This is a genomic window from Variovorax sp. LjRoot84 (assembly GCF_964254305.1).
Classification (GTDB): Bacteria; Pseudomonadota; Gammaproteobacteria; order Burkholderiales; family Burkholderiaceae_C; genus Variovorax.
Genome location: NZ_CAXUTE020000002.1, coordinates 111,508 through 127,865 on the forward strand (window position 1 = coordinate 111,508; position 16,358 = coordinate 127,865).

The following is a 16,358-nucleotide window of genomic DNA, read 5'->3' on the forward strand; positions in this document are numbered from 1 at the left end:
ACTCCATTGCAGGCCCGGCGGAAGCTCACCGGCCCGAGCGACGCTGCGCCATCCATCGCGCGGTCATGAACTTCGTGGGCGCGTCTTAGCAGCAGCGCAGCCTGCGGCACGTGTGGCACCCGTGCACGCTGATGAAGCGCCGCCGCTGTGCCACCCCTGCCGATCGCCTGCGGCGAGAGACTTTGGGTGTTCGACTACGACGGCGGCCGCTACTTCGACGCCACCAGTTCGTGGTGGGTCAACCTGTTCGAACGCGGCGGTCAAGGGTCAGCTCGACACGCTGCTCCACGTCATGTTGGCGCAGGGCCGCGGCTCGCTGGCGCATTTCGGCCTGTGCAGCGAGCGACTGATCTCTGCATGGACACGCTGGGCAAGGCGGCCGGCATCGGCGGTGCGTTCATTGCCGCACACCCGGTCATCACTGACGCCTTGCTGCGGTCGGCGCGGACCTATATCTGACGGCCAGCGCCGCCGGCGCTGGTCCATGTGCTGGGCGCCAGCCTAGAAGATGAAGTGGGTCATGCCTTCGCGACTTCAATGCCCTCAGCCTCTAGGCACCTCCATAACAAAGTGCTCGTCGAGGCCCTTGAGCGGCCGCCATGAGCATCCGTCAGCATGTGGCCCAGAACCTGTAGCTCGATCGGAACAGCGATCGGGGGCTCTCAGACAATCGCTGCGATAGATCTCGGTACCGAAATAGTCATGTCGAGCAGCATCTGCGCCATGCCCTTGCCGAGCGGGTCCATGCGCATCGACGAGGGGCCGCCGCCGTCCAGGGCGTCGTGCAGTAGCAGGTTCATCGAGGCAGTGCCCGGCAGATAGAAGCGCTCGACCTTGCCGTGAACCATATGCGAAAAGTAGCCCTGAACGGCCTCCGAAGTCACCCGGTCCCACAGCAGTGGCAACCACTCCGGGCGCCGCGCGATCAGGCCGATATTGGAGATGTTGCCTTTGTCGCCGCTGCGTGCATAGGCGAGTTGGATCAGTCGCACATCCTCCAGCAGCTCTCCGGTATCCGCCAAGCGAGCAGGAGGCTCGGTGGCCGGCGGACGGGTGTCGCCCGCGCTGGGGGGAACGGAGACGGCGTGGCGTTCGCCATTGAGGACGAATGCGACGCCGACGGCCTGCTTGTCCAGCGTGAATGAAAAGGGCTTGATCAAGGGCGACACCGAGGGTCGCCCCCCGCCCGGGCTTGTCGTGCCAGGCGCCCAGGACGTGCCCGACGGTGCGATCTCGCGCGCGAAAATGGCGAGCGCGGCCTTCTGCGGATGATTGGCGACAACGCGCATCATGACCTCGCGCACGTCCCGCGTGCGTGCGTGCGGACCGTAGAGCGACTCCGAGCCGATCACCTCGATGTAGGTGGAAGTGAAGGGCGGCTGGCCGCTCTCGCGCAGGATGTTGCTGGTGCGTTCGATGATCGCTTCGGCCGTGCGTCGCGCCTTTTTCTCGGCATCGATGCCGATGATGACCATGCTGCCCGCGCAGCGAAAGCCGTCGAGCTGGGTCGCGGAGACCTTGTAGCTCGCAGAGGGCGCTCGCCCCTTGGCAGGGCCGACGCGCACACGGTTGTCCGCCTGCTGCTCGATCACGACCTCGCGAAAATCGCAGTCGACGTCGGGCAGCATGTAGGCGGCAGGGTCGCCGATCTCGTACAGCATCTGCTCGGCGACATTGGCGCGGATCACCTTGCCGCCGGTGCCCTCGGGCTTGGTGACGACGAAGCTGCCATCGGCATGGCACTCGACGATCGGGTAGCCCATGTTCGCCCAGTCGGGAATGTCTTCCCAGTCGGTGTGCAGGCCGCCGGTGGCCTGGCATCCGCATTCGATGATGTGCCCGGCGAGGCTGCCGGAGGCCAGCAGGTCGAAGTCCTGGCCGGTCCATCCGAACTCGTGCATCAGCGGTCCCAGCGTGACGGCGCTGTCCACACAGCGCCCGGTGATCACCACCTCGGCACCCGCCGCGAGCGCGGCGGCGATCGGCAGCGCGCCGAGGTAGGCGTTGGCGCTCAGCACCTTCTCGGGCAGTGCCTCGCCGGTGAACATGTCCTTGGCGCCGCGCTCGCGCAGTGCCGGCATCTGCGCGCTGACGTCGTCGCCCTCGACGACCGCGATGCGAAGCGAGATGCCTTCGGCGGCGGCCAGCGCCTGCAGCGCGTCGGCGCATCCCTGCGGGTTGATGCCGCCCGCATTGCTGATCACCTTGATGCCCTGGCGCTTCACTTCGCCGAGCACGGACTTCATCGCGATGTCGACGAAGTCCGTCGCATAGCCCATCTCGGGCTTCCTGGCGCGCGCCGAAGCCAGGATCGACATCGTCGTCTCGGCCAGGAAGTCGAACACCAGATAGTCGAGCTTGCCCAGCTTCACCAGCTGCGGCGCGGCCACCATGCTGTCGCCCCAGAAGCCCGAGGCGCCGCCGATGCGGACGATTTTCTGTGTGGGTTCCTTGCTGCTTGTCATGAACTATTCCTGGCTTGAGTGGAGCAATGTGAGGCGCCGTCGCGTGGGCGGCGGCGCAATTCCGACGGCGGTCAGCTTACCGGGATGCTTCCCAAAAGGCTTGCGCCAACATGCTGGCATGCAGCCACTGGGCGCAAGACATGCATTCACGGCGCCGGCACCATGGACGCTCCAGCATCCGAATCGCGATCTCTTCAATGCCTTTGCCCCCATCCGCCGTCGAGCGCGAGGCCACGCACACCCGCACCATCAGCATTCGCGGGTATCGGCGAGGCGACGGGCTGTGGGACGTCGAAGGCCATCTGACAGACATGCGCGCACAGGACGTGAGCTATCCCGGCGGCGGGCGCCCGGCCGGCCAGTTCATCCACTCGATGTGGTTGCGATTGACGGTCGACGACGCGGCGCTGATTCGTGCGGCGGTGGCTGTCACCGATGCTTCTCCGTTCGCCGGCGTCTGCGGCAGCATCACCCCGACTTACGATGGGCTGGTCGGCCTGCGCGTGGGGCCCGGTTTCCGCGGGAGCATACGGCGCCTTTTCGCCGGCGTGCGCGGCTGCACGCACCTGACGGAATTGCTCTCGACGATGGCCACCGGCGTGATCCAGACGCTGGCCGGTGACATCCACCAGCCAGAAACGGAACGGCCTTTCAATCTCGACGGCTGCCACGCCCTCGCGACCGATGGGCCCATGGTGGCGACCTTCTATCCGCGCTGGTTTCGCAGCGCGGACAAGCTCGCCCCTTGAAGGGCGCACCGTCCTTGCCGCACGCCCGGCGTCACACAGGCTCTGATCGCAACCGGGCCTTGTGGATCTTGCCTGCCGGGGTGAACGGCAGTTCGGTGCGCAGCACGATCTGCCGCGGCATCTTGTAGTCTGCGATCCTGCCGGCGCAATGGGCCAGAACGTCGGCGGACGTGAGCTCGCTGCCCTCCTTGGCGACGACGAAATAGCGGCCCACTTCGCCGAGCACAGGGTCGGGCACGCCGATGCCGGCGACCATCAGCACCTGGGGATGCGTGGCGATCAGCGCCTCGACCTCGGCCGGATAGACGTTGAAACCGCCCTGGATGTACATGTCCTTCATTCGGCCCTTGAGCGTGATGAAGCCGCGTTCGTCGATCAGCCCCAGGTCGCCGGTGTGCAGCCAGCCGTCGGCGAATGCGCCGGAGTCGGCGGCAGCGCCGATATAGCCGCGCACCACACCGAGGCCGCGGAAGCGGAGTTCGCCGACTTCGCCGGGCGGCAGTTCGCGGCCGTCCGGCCCGATGACTTGCACTTCGGCGCCCGCCAGGGGTTGGCCGATGGACTGCATCAAGTCCTCGTCGGCGCAGTCCCAGGGCGTCATCACCAGCGCTCCGGAGGCTTCCGAGAGGCCGTACAGGTTCATCACCGTGGCCTGGGGCATGCGCTGCTGCAGTTGTGCAAGCAGCGTGGCGTCGACGTTGGAGCCGCCGGTGATGATGAGGCGGACCGTGCTCAGGTCCGCGGATTCCGATTCGGGATGCATCAGCAGCAGCGCCATCATCGTCGGCACGCCGACCAGGATCGCCGGCGGGTGCCTTCGGATCATGTCGAGCACCGTCTTCGCCTTGAACGCCGGCACCAGCTCGCAACTGCCGCCGGCGAGCATCTGCGACAGGATGCCGCAGGTGATCCCGCCGACGTGGTTGAACGGATTGCTCAGCTGCATGAGATCGCCGGCCCGCACGCGCGTATGGTCCGCCTGGCCGCGCGCCGATGCCAGCAGGCTGGCGTGGGTCAGCGCGCAGCCCTTGGGGCGCCCGGTCGTCCCTGAGGTATAGATCACCATGACAAGGTCGTCCGCGCGCACCGCGGATGAAGCTGCGGCGAGCATGCCCGGATCCACGACGGTGGCTGCCATGGTGGCAAAGTCATCGCCGTCCATGGCGACAACCTGCCGTAGGTCGGGCAAGCGCGGCGCGAGCCGTTCGAACATGGCGAGGCAGTCGAAGTCCTCCACCCGGCCCAGGGTGAAGACGGCCCGGGTCTGGCTGTCGCCGAGCATGTACTCGATCTCCGCGTCCCGGTAGCGGGGGCTGAGCGCAACCACCGCCACGCCGATCCTGGCGGCTGCGAAGAACATTTGCAGCCACTCGATCCGGTTGTCGGCCAGCAAGGCCAGCCGGTCGCCGCGTGACAAACCGAGCGCCAGCAGGGCGCACGCCAGTCTGTCGCTCGCCGCCTCGACGTCACTGAACGAGAAGTTGCGGCCACGATCGATGTAGGCGACGACTGCCGGGTGAGAGCGGGCGGCGCTCGCCAAGGCTTGGGACAGGGTCAGGCCGGCTTCTGGCGTTGGATTCATGGGCGGTCCAGGACGGGAGAATGATGTCCTCAGGTTAAGGCCTGCGTCACCGATTGGCTTGCGCCAAGTCGCTGACCCTAGCGAGTTGGCGCAAGACCTGGCGCAAGGCAGGGGCTAGCCTTCGAAGTCACAGGAGACACCCATGGAGTTTCTGGACGCGCCACCGCTGCCCTTCTATTTCAGCCCCGACCACGAACAGTTTCGAGCCAGCCTGCGCGACTTCGTCGCGCGCGAGATCACCCCCAACGTGCACGAGTGGGACGAGGCCGAGACCTTCCCGCGCTCCCTCTACGAACGTGCCGCCGAGATGGGCATACAGGGACTGGGCTATCCGGAGGAATACGGCGGCACGCCGGCCGATGTGTTCTACCAGCTTGTGGTGGCCGAAGAGTTCGCTCGCTGCGGCGGCGGGGGCGTGCAGGCCTCGATGAATTCGCACAGCATCGCGTTGCCTCCCATTCTTGCTGCTGGCAGCGACGAGCTCAAGCGCCGGGTCATCCCGCCGGTGCTGGCGGGCAAGAAGATCGCCGCGCTGGCCATCACGGAGCCGTCGGGCGGCTCCGACGTGGCCAACCTCCGGACCACCGCGGTCCGCGACGGCGACCACTACGTCGTGAATGGCGAGAAGACCTTCATCACCTCCGGCATCCGCGCCGACTTCATCACCACCGCCGTGCGCACGGACCCGGCGGTCAAGGGCTCGGGCGGCATCTCGGTGCTGGTGATCGACGGCGACACGCTGGGCCTCACGCGCACGCCGCTCAAGAAGATGGGCTGGTGGAGCTCCGACACCGCGCATCTGCATTTCGACAACTGCAGGGTTCCGGCAACCAACCTCGTGGGCGTCGAGAACCGCGGCTTCAAGATCTTCATGAAGAACTTCAACAGCGAACGGCTGTTCATGTCCGCCTTGGCCTGCGGCTATGCCGAGGTGTGCCTGAAGGAGGCGGTGGACTGGACGCGCCAGCGGACCTTGTCCGGCATCCCGCTATCCGAGCGGCAAGTGGTGCGCCACAAGCTGATGGACATGACCTTGCGCATCGACGCCGCGCGCACGCTCGTCTATGACCTGGCCTACCGCATCGAGCACCAACTCTCCGATCCGGCGCGCCTGGTGGCGCGCATCTGCCTGGCGAAGGTCCAGGCGACGCAGGCGATGCAGTTTTGCGCCGACCAGGCCGTGCAGCTGCTGGGCGGCATGGGCTACATGCGGGGCACGCAGAGCGAACGCATCTACCGCGAGGTCAAGGTCATGATGATCGGCGGCGGATCGGAAGAGGTGATGAAGGACCTGGCTGCGCGGCAGCTGGGTGTATAGACAAGAGCAGGACCACGATGAACGACACCATCAGCGATCTTCGCGCCGAGTATTCGGAACTGGCGGCGCTGGCGCGCATGTTGACGCCGGCGCAATGGCGCTTGAAGAGCGAGTTCTACGGCTGGACGCCGTGGGACGAGATCGCGCATCTTTGCTTCTTCGACGAAACCGGCTTGCAGTCGGCCACCGATCCCGATGTCTTCGCGCGCGACACGGCTGCGCTCAATGCGCTTCTCGCCACCGGCAAGGAAATCAGCGCGATCGCGCGGGACGAGTATGGTCACCTCGACGGGCCTTCGCTGCTCGCGCACTGGGAGCCCCTCTCCGGGCAGCTGGTCGACGCGCTGGCCGCCCTCGACCCCAAGGCGCGACTGCCCTGGTACGGACCGAGCATGAGTGCGCGCTCCTTTGCCACTGCCCGCCTGATGGAGACCTGGGCCCATGGCCAGGACGTCTGGGACGTGGTGGCCCGCCGGCGCCCGGCGACCTCCCGACTCAAGCACATTGCCCACATCGGCGTGACCACCTTCGGCTGGACTTTCGTCAATCGAAAGCTGCCGGTGCCGGCCGTCGTTCCGCATGTCGAGCTCGATGCCCCGGAGGGCGGCGTCTGGGCCTGGGGCGACCCGGCCTCGCCCGAGTTCGTGCGTGGCACCGCGGAGGACTTCTGCCTGCTGGTCACGCAGCGGCGCAACCTGGCCGATACCGACCTGGAGTACAGCAGTGGGTCTGCCCGGCAATGGCTGTCGGTGGCGCAGTGCTTTGCCGGGCCGCCCGCCGATGCGCCGGCGCCGGGCGTGCGCAAGGTGGTGTACGCCCCTTGACCGGCCTGCCGCTCGATCTCCGGATGCGGCGGCCCATCGACGCGGCCCTCGCCAGCCTGAGCCAGGGCAGCGCGGAACACTGCCTGTCGGACCACGCGTTTTCGAACCTCTACCTCTTTCGCGCTGCGCACGACTACCGCTTCCTGGCCGGCGAATGGCCGTGCATTTCGGGCCGCGCCTACGATGGCACGCGACATCTGATGCCTTTGTTCGACCCGGGCGCGGCACCGATCGGCGCGTTGCGCGTGCTCCTCGAAGGCCACGATTGTTTCTACCCTGTGGCGAGCCGCCATGCGGCGCGGCTGGCGCCGGACTGCTTCAGCATCTCAGCGTCGCGCGACGATGCCGACTATCTGTATGCGGCGAGCACCTTTGCTGTATACCCCGGGCGCGCATTGGCCAAGAAGCGCAACCTGATGCGCCAGTTCCTCGCCGCCCACGTTCCCTCGAGCCGGCCCTTCGACCAGAGCCTCGCCGCTGCCGCCCGGCAGGTGCTCCAGGGCTGGATGGCGCAAAAAGGGAAGGGCGAAGGCGAAGCCGACGACGCCGCCTGCCTGGAAGCCATCGACCGCGCCGCGGCCTTCGGCCTGGAGGGCTACCTGTACTTTGCCGAGGGGCAGCCGGTCGGATTTGTCTTGGCGCAGGAGCTGCAGCCGGGGGTCTTCGTGATGCGCTTTGCCAAGGGGCTCGACAGCCACAACGGCATCTACCCCTACATGTTCCATCACTTCTGCACCCAGTTTCCGCGCCGGGTCGCATGGCTCAACTTCGAGCAGGACATGGGGCTGCCCGGTTTCAGGCGCAGCAAGATGTCCTTCCAGCCGAGCGCCATGCTGCCGAAGCTGCGCGTGCGGCTGAATCCCGAAGGCCCGTTGCCCATCGACAGCGAGTACGCGCAAGACGGCGCGCGGATTTCTACCTAATCTGGCTCACCCATCAAGCAATCCACAACGCGGACGCAGGCAAGGCAGGCAGCACATGGCAATCATCGAGTCGAACATCTCCACCAGCGGCGAGGCCTTCCAGGCGAACAGGGACGGCATGCTGGCCCTGATCGAGCGCGTACGAGGCTACGAACAGCGCAGCGTCGCGACCTCGGCCAAGTCGCGCGAGCGCTTCGAGAAGCGGGGGCAATTGCTGCCGCGCGAGCGCCTGTCGCTGTTGCTCGACCCCGGCACGCCCTTTCTTCCGATCTGTTCGCTGGCGGGACTGGGCCTGGACAACCCCGACCTTGAAAAAAGCGTTCCGGGCGGCGGCGTCATCGGCGGCATCGGCTGGGTGTCGGGGGTGCGAGTCATGATCAACGCATCCGACTCCGGCATCGACGCCGGCGCCCTGCAGCCCATGGGCATTCCCAAGCAGCTGCGCATGCAGGAGCTGGCGCTGGAGAACAAGCTTCCCTACATCCAGCTGGTCGAAAGCGCGGGCGCCAACCTGATGACCTACAAGGTCGAGGAGTTCGTCACCGGCGGCAACCTGTTCCGCAATATCGCCCGCCTCTCGGCGGCGGGGCTGCCCGTGATCACCGTCACGCACGGTTCGTCCACCGCGGGCGGCGCGTACCAGACGGGTCTCTCGGACTACATCGTGATGGTGCGGGGCCGCTCGCGGGCCTTCCTGGCGGGACCACCGCTGCTGCAGGCCGCGACCGGCGAGATCGCGACCGAGGAAGAGCTGGGCGGCGCCCTCATGCACACCTCGATCTCGGGCCTCGGCGACTACCTGGCCGAGGACGACCGCGACGCCATCCGCATCGCGCGCGAGATTCTCGCCAACATCAACTGGAACCGCGACATCCCGCCCGGGCGGCCGCACGAGTTCAAGCCGCCGCGCCATGACGCCGAGGAATTGCTGGGCATCATGCCCATGGACCACAAGCGCCCGGTCGACATGAAGCAGGTGATCGCGCGCATCGCCGATGACTCCGAGTTCCTCGAGTTCGGAGAAAACTACGGCGGCGCCACCGTGGTCGGCCACATCAAGATCGAGGGCCTGCCGGTGGGCATCGTCACCAACAACGGCCCGATCGACCCGGCCGGCGCCACCAAGGCCACCCATTTCATCCAAGCCTGCTGCCAGTCGAAGACGCCGATCCTCTATCTCAACAACACCACCGGCTTCATGGTGGGCAAGGACTACGAGGAGGCCGGCATCATTAAGCACGGCTCCAAGATGATCCAGGCCGTGACCAACGCGACGGTGCCCCAGATCACGATCTACTGCGGTGCCTCTTTCGGCGCCGGCAACTACGGCATGTGCGGGCGCGGCTTCCATCCGCGCTTCTGCTTTTCATGGCCCAACGCCAAGACCGCGGTGATGGGCGGCGAGCAGGCCGCGAAGACCATGGTCATCGTGACCGAGGCCGCGATGAAGCGAAAGGGCGAAGTCGACCAGGCCAAGCTCGACGACCTGGAGCGCCGCATCATCGATCGCTTCGACAGCCAGATGAGCGTGTTCACGACCAGCGCGCATGTGCTCGACGATGGCGTCATCGATCCGCGCGACACGCGTGCCGTGCTCGCCAAGGTGCTGGCGATCTGCCGCGATGCCGAACTGCGCCAACCGCAGGCCATGCAGTTCTCGGTCGCCCGGCCCTGATCCGACGCACAAAGGATTGTCAATGCAACTGACACCCGAACACGAGGCCTTGCGCGACACGCTCAAGCGCTTCATCGACAACGAGGTCAACCCCCATGTCGACGCCTGGGAGGAAGCCGAGGTGTTTCCGGCCCACGAGATCTTCAAGCGCATGGGCCAGCTGGGCCTGCTCGGCCTCACCAAGCCGGTCGAGAACGGCGGATCCGGCCTCGACTATTCCTATGGCGCCGTGATGGCCGAAAGCCTGGCGCTGATGAACTGCGGCGGCGTGCCGATGGCCATCGGCGTGCAGACCGACATGGCGACGCCGGCGCTCGCGCACCGCGGCAGCAGGGAGCTTCGCGACGAGTTCCTCGCACCGGCGATCTCCGGCGAGTACGTGGCTTGCCTGGGGGTTTCCGAGGTCGGCAGCGGCTCCGACGTCGCGTCGGTCAAGACCACGGCGCGCAAGGACGGCGACGACTATCTGATCGACGGCGGCAAGATGTGGACGACCAACGGCACGCAGGCCGATTTCTGCTGCGTGCTGGCCAACACCTCCGAGGGCGCGCCTCACCGCAACAAGTCGCTGATCATCGTTCCGATGAAGACGAAGGGGGTGTCGGTCGCCCGCAAGCTCAAGAAGATGGGCATGCATGCCTCAGACACCGCTCAACTGTATTTCGACGGCGTCCGGGTGCCGCAGCGCTACCGAATCGGCGAGGAGGGGATGGGCTTCATCTACCAGATGGAGCAGTTCCAGATCGAGCGTCTGTGGGGCGCGCTCAACAACGCCGGCATGGCGCAAAGGGCGATCGACATCACGATCGACTACACGCGCGAGCGCAAGGCCTTCGGCCGCTCCATCCTCGACAACCAATGGGTCCACTACAAGCTGGCCGAACTGCAGACCGAGGTCGCCAGCCTGCGCGCGCTCTGCTGGCAAGGCGTGGAAGAGGTCGTGGCCGGCCATGATGCGACCCGCACGGCCACCATGGCGAAGCTCAAGGCGGGCAGGGTGATCAGGGAAGTGGCCGACGGGTGCCTGCAGTTCTGGGGCGGCATGGGCTTCATGGATGAAAGCCACATCTCGCGCATCTTCCGAGACGGCCGCCTGACGTCCATTGGCGGCGGCGCCGACGAAGTAATGCTTCAGATTCTCAGCAAGTTCATGGGCACCTTTCCGAAGGCCTCCTGAACTCAACTCTTGGACCCCATTTCATGACCGTCTCGACCCCCACTCCAACGCCCTTCCGCAAGATCCTGATCGCCAATCGCGGCGAGATTGCCCTGCGGGTCATCCGCAGCGCGCGCGCCCTTGGCTACCGCACGGTGGGGGTGTACTCCACGGCCGACGCGAATGCGCGCCATGTCCAGGAGGCCGACCAGGCCGTCTGCATCGGGGAGCCATTGCCCGCACAGTCGTACCTGCGCATCCCGGGCATCATCGAGGCGGCCCAACTGAGCGGCGCGGACGCCGTACATCCGGGCTACGGCTTCCTGGCCGAGAACGAGGACTTCGCCCAGGCTTGCAAGGATGCGGGGCTGGTCTTCATCGGCCCATCGCCCGAGGCCATCGTTGCGATGGGCAACAAGGCCGGTGCCAAGACCTTGATGCAGGCGGCGGGCGTTCCCTGCATCCCCGGCTACCAGGGCGACGACCAGAGCGAAGCGCGCCTTGCCGCCGAAGCCGAGCGAACCGGCTTCCCGGTGATGATCAAGGCGACCGCCGGCGGCGGAGGGCGCGGCATGCGGCTGGTGCGCTCGGCCAGCGAATTTCCCGAACTGCTGCGAAGCGCACGCTCCGAAGCGCAAAGTGCGTTCGGCAATCCCGAGGTCATCCTCGAACGCGCGATCGTCGAGCCTCGCCACATCGAGATCCAGGTGTTCGCCGATCGCCACGGCAATGCCATCCATCTGGGCGAACGTGACTGCTCGGTGCAGCGCCGCCACCAGAAGCTGATCGAGGAGGCGCCGTCGCCGGCCGTGAGCGCGGAGCTGCGCGCACGCATGGGTGCGACCGCGGTCGCCGCGGTCAAGGCCATCCGGTACGAAGGCGCGGGCACGCTCGAGTTCCTGCTCGACAAGGACGGCAACTTCTATTTCATGGAGATGAACACGCGGCTGCAGGTCGAGCATCCGGTGACCGAGGCGATCACCGGGCTGGACCTCGTGGAGCTGCAGCTGCGGGTCGCCGCGGGCGAGCCGCTGCCGCTGACCCAGGAGCAAGTCCAGTTCAGCGGCCATGCGATCGAGGTGCGGCTCTGCGCCGAGGATGCCGACAGGGGCTTCATGCCGCAGAGCGGCACGATGGCCCTGTGGAAGATGCCTGCTCACTTGCGGGTGGAAGATGCCTTGTGGTCGGGCGGCGAGATCCCGCCGTTCTACGACTCGATGATCGCGAAGATCATCAGCCATGGCCGGACGCGCGACGAGGCGCGCCGGAAGCTTGTTGCGGGCCTCGAAGACGCGGTGGCGCTGGGCGTGACGACCAACCAGTCTTTTCTCGAGCGCTGTCTCGCGCATCCGGTGTTTGCCGAAGGGGGCGCGACCACGGCCTTCATCGCCCGGCATCAGGACGAGCTGCTGGCGCCTGACACCGATCTGCAGGGCCGCGCCGCGGCCCTCGCCGCGGTGCTCCTGTACGAGACCACCGGCGATCGCCGGCAAAGGCCGAAGGGCCGGCGCTTCACGCACAGCCTGCCGATCTCATTGCGCTTCGACATCGGCGGACGCCTGGTGAATGCCAGCATCGTCGTCACGCGCGAACGCCGCTTCCACGTGACCATCGTCGAGCACGACTTCGAGGTCGACCTGGTCGACCTGGCCGAGGCCTCGGTGCGTTTCGTCTGCGACGAGGTGCTGGAAAGTGCGGTGTTCCATCGCGATGGGGCGATGCTGCTGTTGCACTACCGCGGCGTGCCCGTGCGCGTGGAAGACAAGACGCGCGCGGCATCGGCACGGCAAGGCGATGCCGCCGGCGACGGCAAGCTGCGCGCGTCGATGAACGGGCGGGTGGTCGCAGTCATGGTCGCCGTCGGCGATGCGGTCGAGGCCGGGCAGCCGATCGTCACGCTGGAGGCGATGAAGATGGAGCACATCCATGCGGCGCCCTTGGCGGGCAAGGTCACGGCGCTGCACGTCAAGACCGGGGACCAGGTGGGCGCGAGCCGCGTGGTGGCGGAAATCGAAGCGGCGGTGGAGGCCCCGCCGGCGGCGGCGACCGCTGCATAGGAAAGCGAGCAAAGAGATGACCGACGCAAGCACCACACCCCCCGCCGTTGTTCTGGAAAAGCGTGACCGCGCGATGTGGATCACCATCAACCGACCGGACAAGCGCAACGCAATCAACAAGGACGTCGTGGCCGGCATCCGGGAGGGCTACCGCCAGGCCCATGCCGACGCCGACGTGCGCGTGATCGTGCTCACCGCGGCGGGCGAGAAGGCCTTCTGCGCCGGCGGCGACATGCAGCCGGGCGCGGGCTTCGCGTTCGACCTGTCGCAGCCCAACATCGACTACGCCGACATGCTGCGCGAGGCGCAGAACGCCACCTTGCCGAGCATCGCGCGCATCAACGGCGTCTGCATGGCCGGCGGCCTCGGCCTGCTGTGCATGACCGACATGGCGATCGCGGCCGACAACGCCTTGTTCGGACTGCCCGAAGTCAAGATCGGCCTGTTCCCGATGCAGGTGCTGAGCCTGTTGCAGGCGATGGCACCGCGCCGCCTGGTGCGCGAGTGGTGCCTGACGGGCGAGCCTTTCAGCGCCGCGGAGGCGAAGGAGGGCGGCCTGCTCAACTACGTGGTGCCGGCCGCCGAGCTGGACGCGAAGACGCAGTGGCTGGTCGATCGGCTCGCCACCAAGTCGCCCACGGCGCTGCGCCGCGGCAAGTATGCGATGCGTGCTCTGGCATCGATGTCCTTCGACGAAGGCATCGCCTACACCGAGAGCCAGATCGCGCTGCTGGCGATGACCGAGGACGCAAAAGAAGGCCTCGCCTCCTTCAACGAAAAGAGGAAGCCCGTATGGACCGGACGCTGAGCGCCGGCCTCACGGCCGCTTCGGCCATGGCCGGCGGCGCCCATGCGGTCGGCCTGGCCGAGTGGCTCTCCCGCCGCGCCGCGCGCGTGCCGCGCCGGCCCGCGCTGACCTGCGACGGAATCACCTGGACCTACGGCGAGCTCGCCGAGCGCATCGAGCGCATGTCGGCGGTGCTGGCGGCACGCGGCGCAAAGGCGGGCGTGCGCGTCGGCTACCTCGGCTTCAACGACCCGATGTTCGTGGTCGTGCTGTTCGCCACGGCACGCCTCGGCGCCATCTGCGTGCCGCTGAACTTCCGCCTGAGCGGGCCGGAGCTCGCCTTCATCATCGGCGACGCCGGCCTGCACACCGTCGTCGTCGGCGAGGAACACATCGCGGTCATCGATGCCGTGCGCGACACGCTGGGCAGCCTGCGCTTCATCCACCGCACAGGCGGTGCACCCGGCTGGGAGTCGGCCGACGCGCTGATGGCCGGACCCCTCGCCGTGCCCGACGCCGTCCCGGTCGCGGCCGACGACGTGGCCGTGATCATGTACACCTCCGGCACCACCGGCCATCCCAAGGGCGCGATGCTGACCCATGGGAACTTCTGGGCCAACGACCTCAACGAGCTGTTGCTGTGGGACATGGTCTCGACCGACGTCACGTTGAACTTCGCGCCGATGTTCCATGTGGGCGGCCTGCTGTGCGGCACCCTGACCACGCTGCTCGTCGGCGGCCACCTGGTGCTGCAGCGCGGCTTCGATGCCGCGGCGGTGATGCAAGCGATCGAGCAGTACCGCGTGACGGTGACCTTCGCCGTACCCGCCATGTTGCTCTTCATCAGCCAGCATCCCGACTTCAAGCAGGCCGACCTGGGCTCGCTCCGGCTGGTATCGGTCGGCGGCGCTCCGATGCCCGAGCCGCTGCTTCGGCTCTACAACGCGCGCGGCATCCCGGTCCATCAGGGCTACGGCATGACGGAGACGGCGTCGATGATCACCTTCCTGAACCCGGACCGCGCGGTGGACAAGCTGGGGTCCAGCGGCACGCCGCCGCTGCTGACGGAGATCCGCCTCGTCGACGACGTCGGCGTCCCCATCACCGAGGCCGGCAAGCCGGGCGAGATCTGCGTTCGCGGCGCCAACGTGATGAAGGGCTACTGGAACCGGCCCGAGGCCACCGAGGCCTGCTTCACGCGCGACGGCTGGTTTCGAAGCGGCGACGTGGGCTACCGGGATGCCGAGGGCTTCCTCTACATCTGCGACAGGCTCAAGGACATGGTGATCAGCGGCGGCGAGAACATCTACCCGGCCGAGGTGGAGAGCGTGCTGTACGACCACCCGGACATCGCCGAGGTGGCTGTGATCGGCGCGCCCGACGAGCGCTGGGGTGAACGCGTCGTGGCGGTCGTGGCACCCAAGCCCGGCAAGTCGATCACGCTGGAGGCGCTGCAAGCCTTCGCCGAATCCCGCCTGGCGCGCTACAAGCTGCCGAGGGAGCTGCGGCTGGTCGATGCGCTGCCGCGCAATCCGACCGGCAAGGTGCAGAAGGCACGCCTGCGCGATCCGGGCGCCAGCTCCTGAGGAACAGCATGGACTTCAACCACTCCGAGCGATCGCTGGCACTGCAGAAGCGTGTCGGCGAGTTCATGGACGAACACGTCTATCCGGTCGAGCATCTGTACTACGAGCAGGTTCGCCAAAGCCCTCATCCCTACCGAACTCCGCCGGTGCTGCAGGCGCTGAAGGCGCGCGCACGTGCCGAGGGCTTGTGGAACCTGTTCCTCTCGGGCGCTCACGGCAGCGGCCTGAGCAACCTCGAGTACGCGCCGGTCAAGGAGTCCATGGGAAGGGTCCTGTGGGCGCCGGAGATCTTCAACTGCTCGGCGCCCGACACCGGCAACATGGAAGTGCTGGCGAACTACGGCACCCCGGCGCAGCAGTCCGAATGGCTCGAGCCCCTGCTGGCGGGCACCATCCGATCGGCCTTTTCGATGACCGAGCCGGCCGTGGCGTCCAGCGACGCCACCAACATCCAGTGCGAGATCCGTCGCGACGGCGACCACTACGTCATCAACGGACGCAAGTGGTTCACCTCCGGCGCGCTGAACGAAGACTGCACGCTGCTGATCGTGATGGGCAAGACCGACCCCGACCATCCTGAACGCCACAGGCAGCAGTCGATGATCCTGGTGCCGAAGAACACGCCCGGCGTGCGCATCGTGCGCGACATCACAGCCTTCGGCTATGACGATGCGCCGGTGGGACATCCCGAGATCGTCTATGACAACGTGCGGGTCCCCGCCGGCAACATCCTGCTGGGCGAGGGCCGCGGCTTCGAGATCGCCCAGGGGCGCCTCGGTCCGGGGCGCATCCACCATTGCATGCGCCTGATCGGCTGTGCGCAGCGCGCGCTCGAGCTGATGTGCCGGCGCGCCAACACGCGCGTGGCCTTCGGCAAGGCCCTGGGCGAACAGGGCTCGGTGCGGGAAGATATCGCGCATTCGTTCTGCGAAATCGAGCAGGCGCGCCTGCTCACGCTGCGCGCCGCGGACAAGATGGACCGCGAAGGCAACAAGGCCGCCAGGGACCTGATCGCCGCGGCCAAGATCGTGGTGCCCAGCATGGCCGCGCGCGTGATCGACCGGAGCATCCAGGTCCACGGCGGCGCCGGCGTGTCGCAGGACACCTTCCTGCCGCGCGCCTATGTCTACGCGCGCTTCATCCGCATCGGCGATGGGCCGGACCAGGTCCATCTGTCGGCCGTCGGCCAGCAGTTGCTCAAGCGCCATGCGGCGTCGGTGGCCTGAGGGCCAGCGA

Annotated in this window: 12 protein-coding genes and 1 pseudogene; 11 read left to right on the plus strand and 2 right to left on the minus strand. The window is 67.1% G+C overall.

Translation table 11 applies throughout. The features are described from left to right. Positions 1-131 precede the first annotated feature (131 nt). Positions 132-301, plus strand: a pseudogene (locus tag ACSQ9I_RS31245) (adenosylmethionine--8-amino-7-oxononanoate transaminase); the annotation flags it as partial. 361 nt (positions 302-662) lie between these two features. Here ACSQ9I_RS31245 and ACSQ9I_RS31250 read toward each other — a convergent pair. Continuing rightward, a complete protein-coding gene (locus tag ACSQ9I_RS31250) occupies positions 663-2,465 on the minus strand; it encodes an acyclic terpene utilization AtuA family protein (protein WP_436297065.1) in 1,803 nt (600 codons plus the stop codon). A gap of 197 nt (positions 2,466-2,662) precedes the next feature. Here ACSQ9I_RS31250 and ACSQ9I_RS31255 point away from each other — a divergent pair, with 197 nt between their 5' ends. Further along, positions 2,663-3,214: a DUF2889 domain-containing protein gene (locus ACSQ9I_RS31255; protein WP_436297064.1), complete on the plus strand. Its 552-nt coding sequence runs from the start codon at positions 2,663-2,665 to the stop codon at positions 3,212-3,214. Between the two features lie 31 nt (positions 3,215-3,245). Here the strand turns inward: ACSQ9I_RS31255 and ACSQ9I_RS31260 are convergent, their stop codons facing one another. Then, entirely contained in the window at positions 3,246-4,754 is a 1,509-nt protein-coding gene (locus ACSQ9I_RS31260) for an AMP-binding protein (protein ID WP_436315960.1), read from the minus strand. 184 nt (positions 4,755-4,938) lie between these two features. On the opposite strand from ACSQ9I_RS31260, the gene ACSQ9I_RS31265 reads away from it, so the two are divergent. The 9 genes from ACSQ9I_RS31265 to ACSQ9I_RS31305 are packed head-to-tail and all read left to right on the plus strand — an operon-like array spanning position 4,939 to position 16,348. After that, positions 4,939-6,114, plus strand: a complete 1,176-nt coding sequence (locus ACSQ9I_RS31265) for an acyl-CoA dehydrogenase family protein (RefSeq protein WP_436315961.1) — start codon at positions 4,939-4,941, stop codon at positions 6,112-6,114. A 17-nt stretch (positions 6,115-6,131) separates the two neighbouring features. Further along, a complete protein-coding gene (locus ACSQ9I_RS31270; RefSeq protein WP_436315962.1) occupies positions 6,132-6,938 on the plus strand; it encodes a TIGR03084 family metal-binding protein in 807 nt (268 codons plus the stop codon). Further along, complete coding sequence (locus tag ACSQ9I_RS31275; protein WP_436315963.1) at positions 6,935-7,861, plus strand: phosphatidylglycerol lysyltransferase domain-containing protein; 927 nt, start codon at positions 6,935-6,937, stop codon at positions 7,859-7,861. Before ACSQ9I_RS31270 ends, ACSQ9I_RS31275 begins: the two co-directional genes overlap by 4 nt. Positions 7,862-7,916: 55 nt before the next feature. Continuing rightward, the gene (locus ACSQ9I_RS31280) at positions 7,917-9,536 is read left to right on the plus strand and encodes an acyl-CoA carboxylase subunit beta (RefSeq protein ID WP_436315964.1); all 1,620 of its coding nucleotides are present in this window, start codon (positions 7,917-7,919) and stop codon (positions 9,534-9,536) included. Between the two features lie 22 nt (positions 9,537-9,558). Next, complete coding sequence (locus ACSQ9I_RS31285) at positions 9,559-10,713, plus strand: acyl-CoA dehydrogenase family protein (protein ID WP_436315965.1); 1,155 nt, start codon at positions 9,559-9,561, stop codon at positions 10,711-10,713. A 23-nt stretch (positions 10,714-10,736) separates the two neighbouring features. Then, positions 10,737-12,749 (plus strand): acetyl/propionyl/methylcrotonyl-CoA carboxylase subunit alpha, encoded by a 2,013-nt coding sequence (locus tag ACSQ9I_RS31290; RefSeq protein ID WP_436315966.1) that lies wholly within the window; start codon positions 10,737-10,739, stop codon positions 12,747-12,749. 16 nt (positions 12,750-12,765) lie between these two features. Further along, entirely contained in the window at positions 12,766-13,557 is a 792-nt protein-coding gene (locus ACSQ9I_RS31295) for an enoyl-CoA hydratase/isomerase family protein (protein ID WP_436315967.1), read from the plus strand. Continuing rightward, positions 13,542-15,122: an acyl-CoA synthetase gene (locus ACSQ9I_RS31300; RefSeq protein ID WP_436315968.1), complete on the plus strand. Its 1,581-nt coding sequence runs from the start codon at positions 13,542-13,544 to the stop codon at positions 15,120-15,122. Before ACSQ9I_RS31295 ends, ACSQ9I_RS31300 begins: the two co-directional genes overlap by 16 nt. An 8-nt stretch (positions 15,123-15,130) precedes the next feature. Next, positions 15,131-16,348, plus strand: coding sequence for an acyl-CoA dehydrogenase family protein (locus ACSQ9I_RS31305; protein ID WP_436315969.1), 1,218 nt, complete (start codon positions 15,131-15,133; stop codon positions 16,346-16,348). The last annotated feature ends 10 nt before the right edge of the window (positions 16,349-16,358 follow it).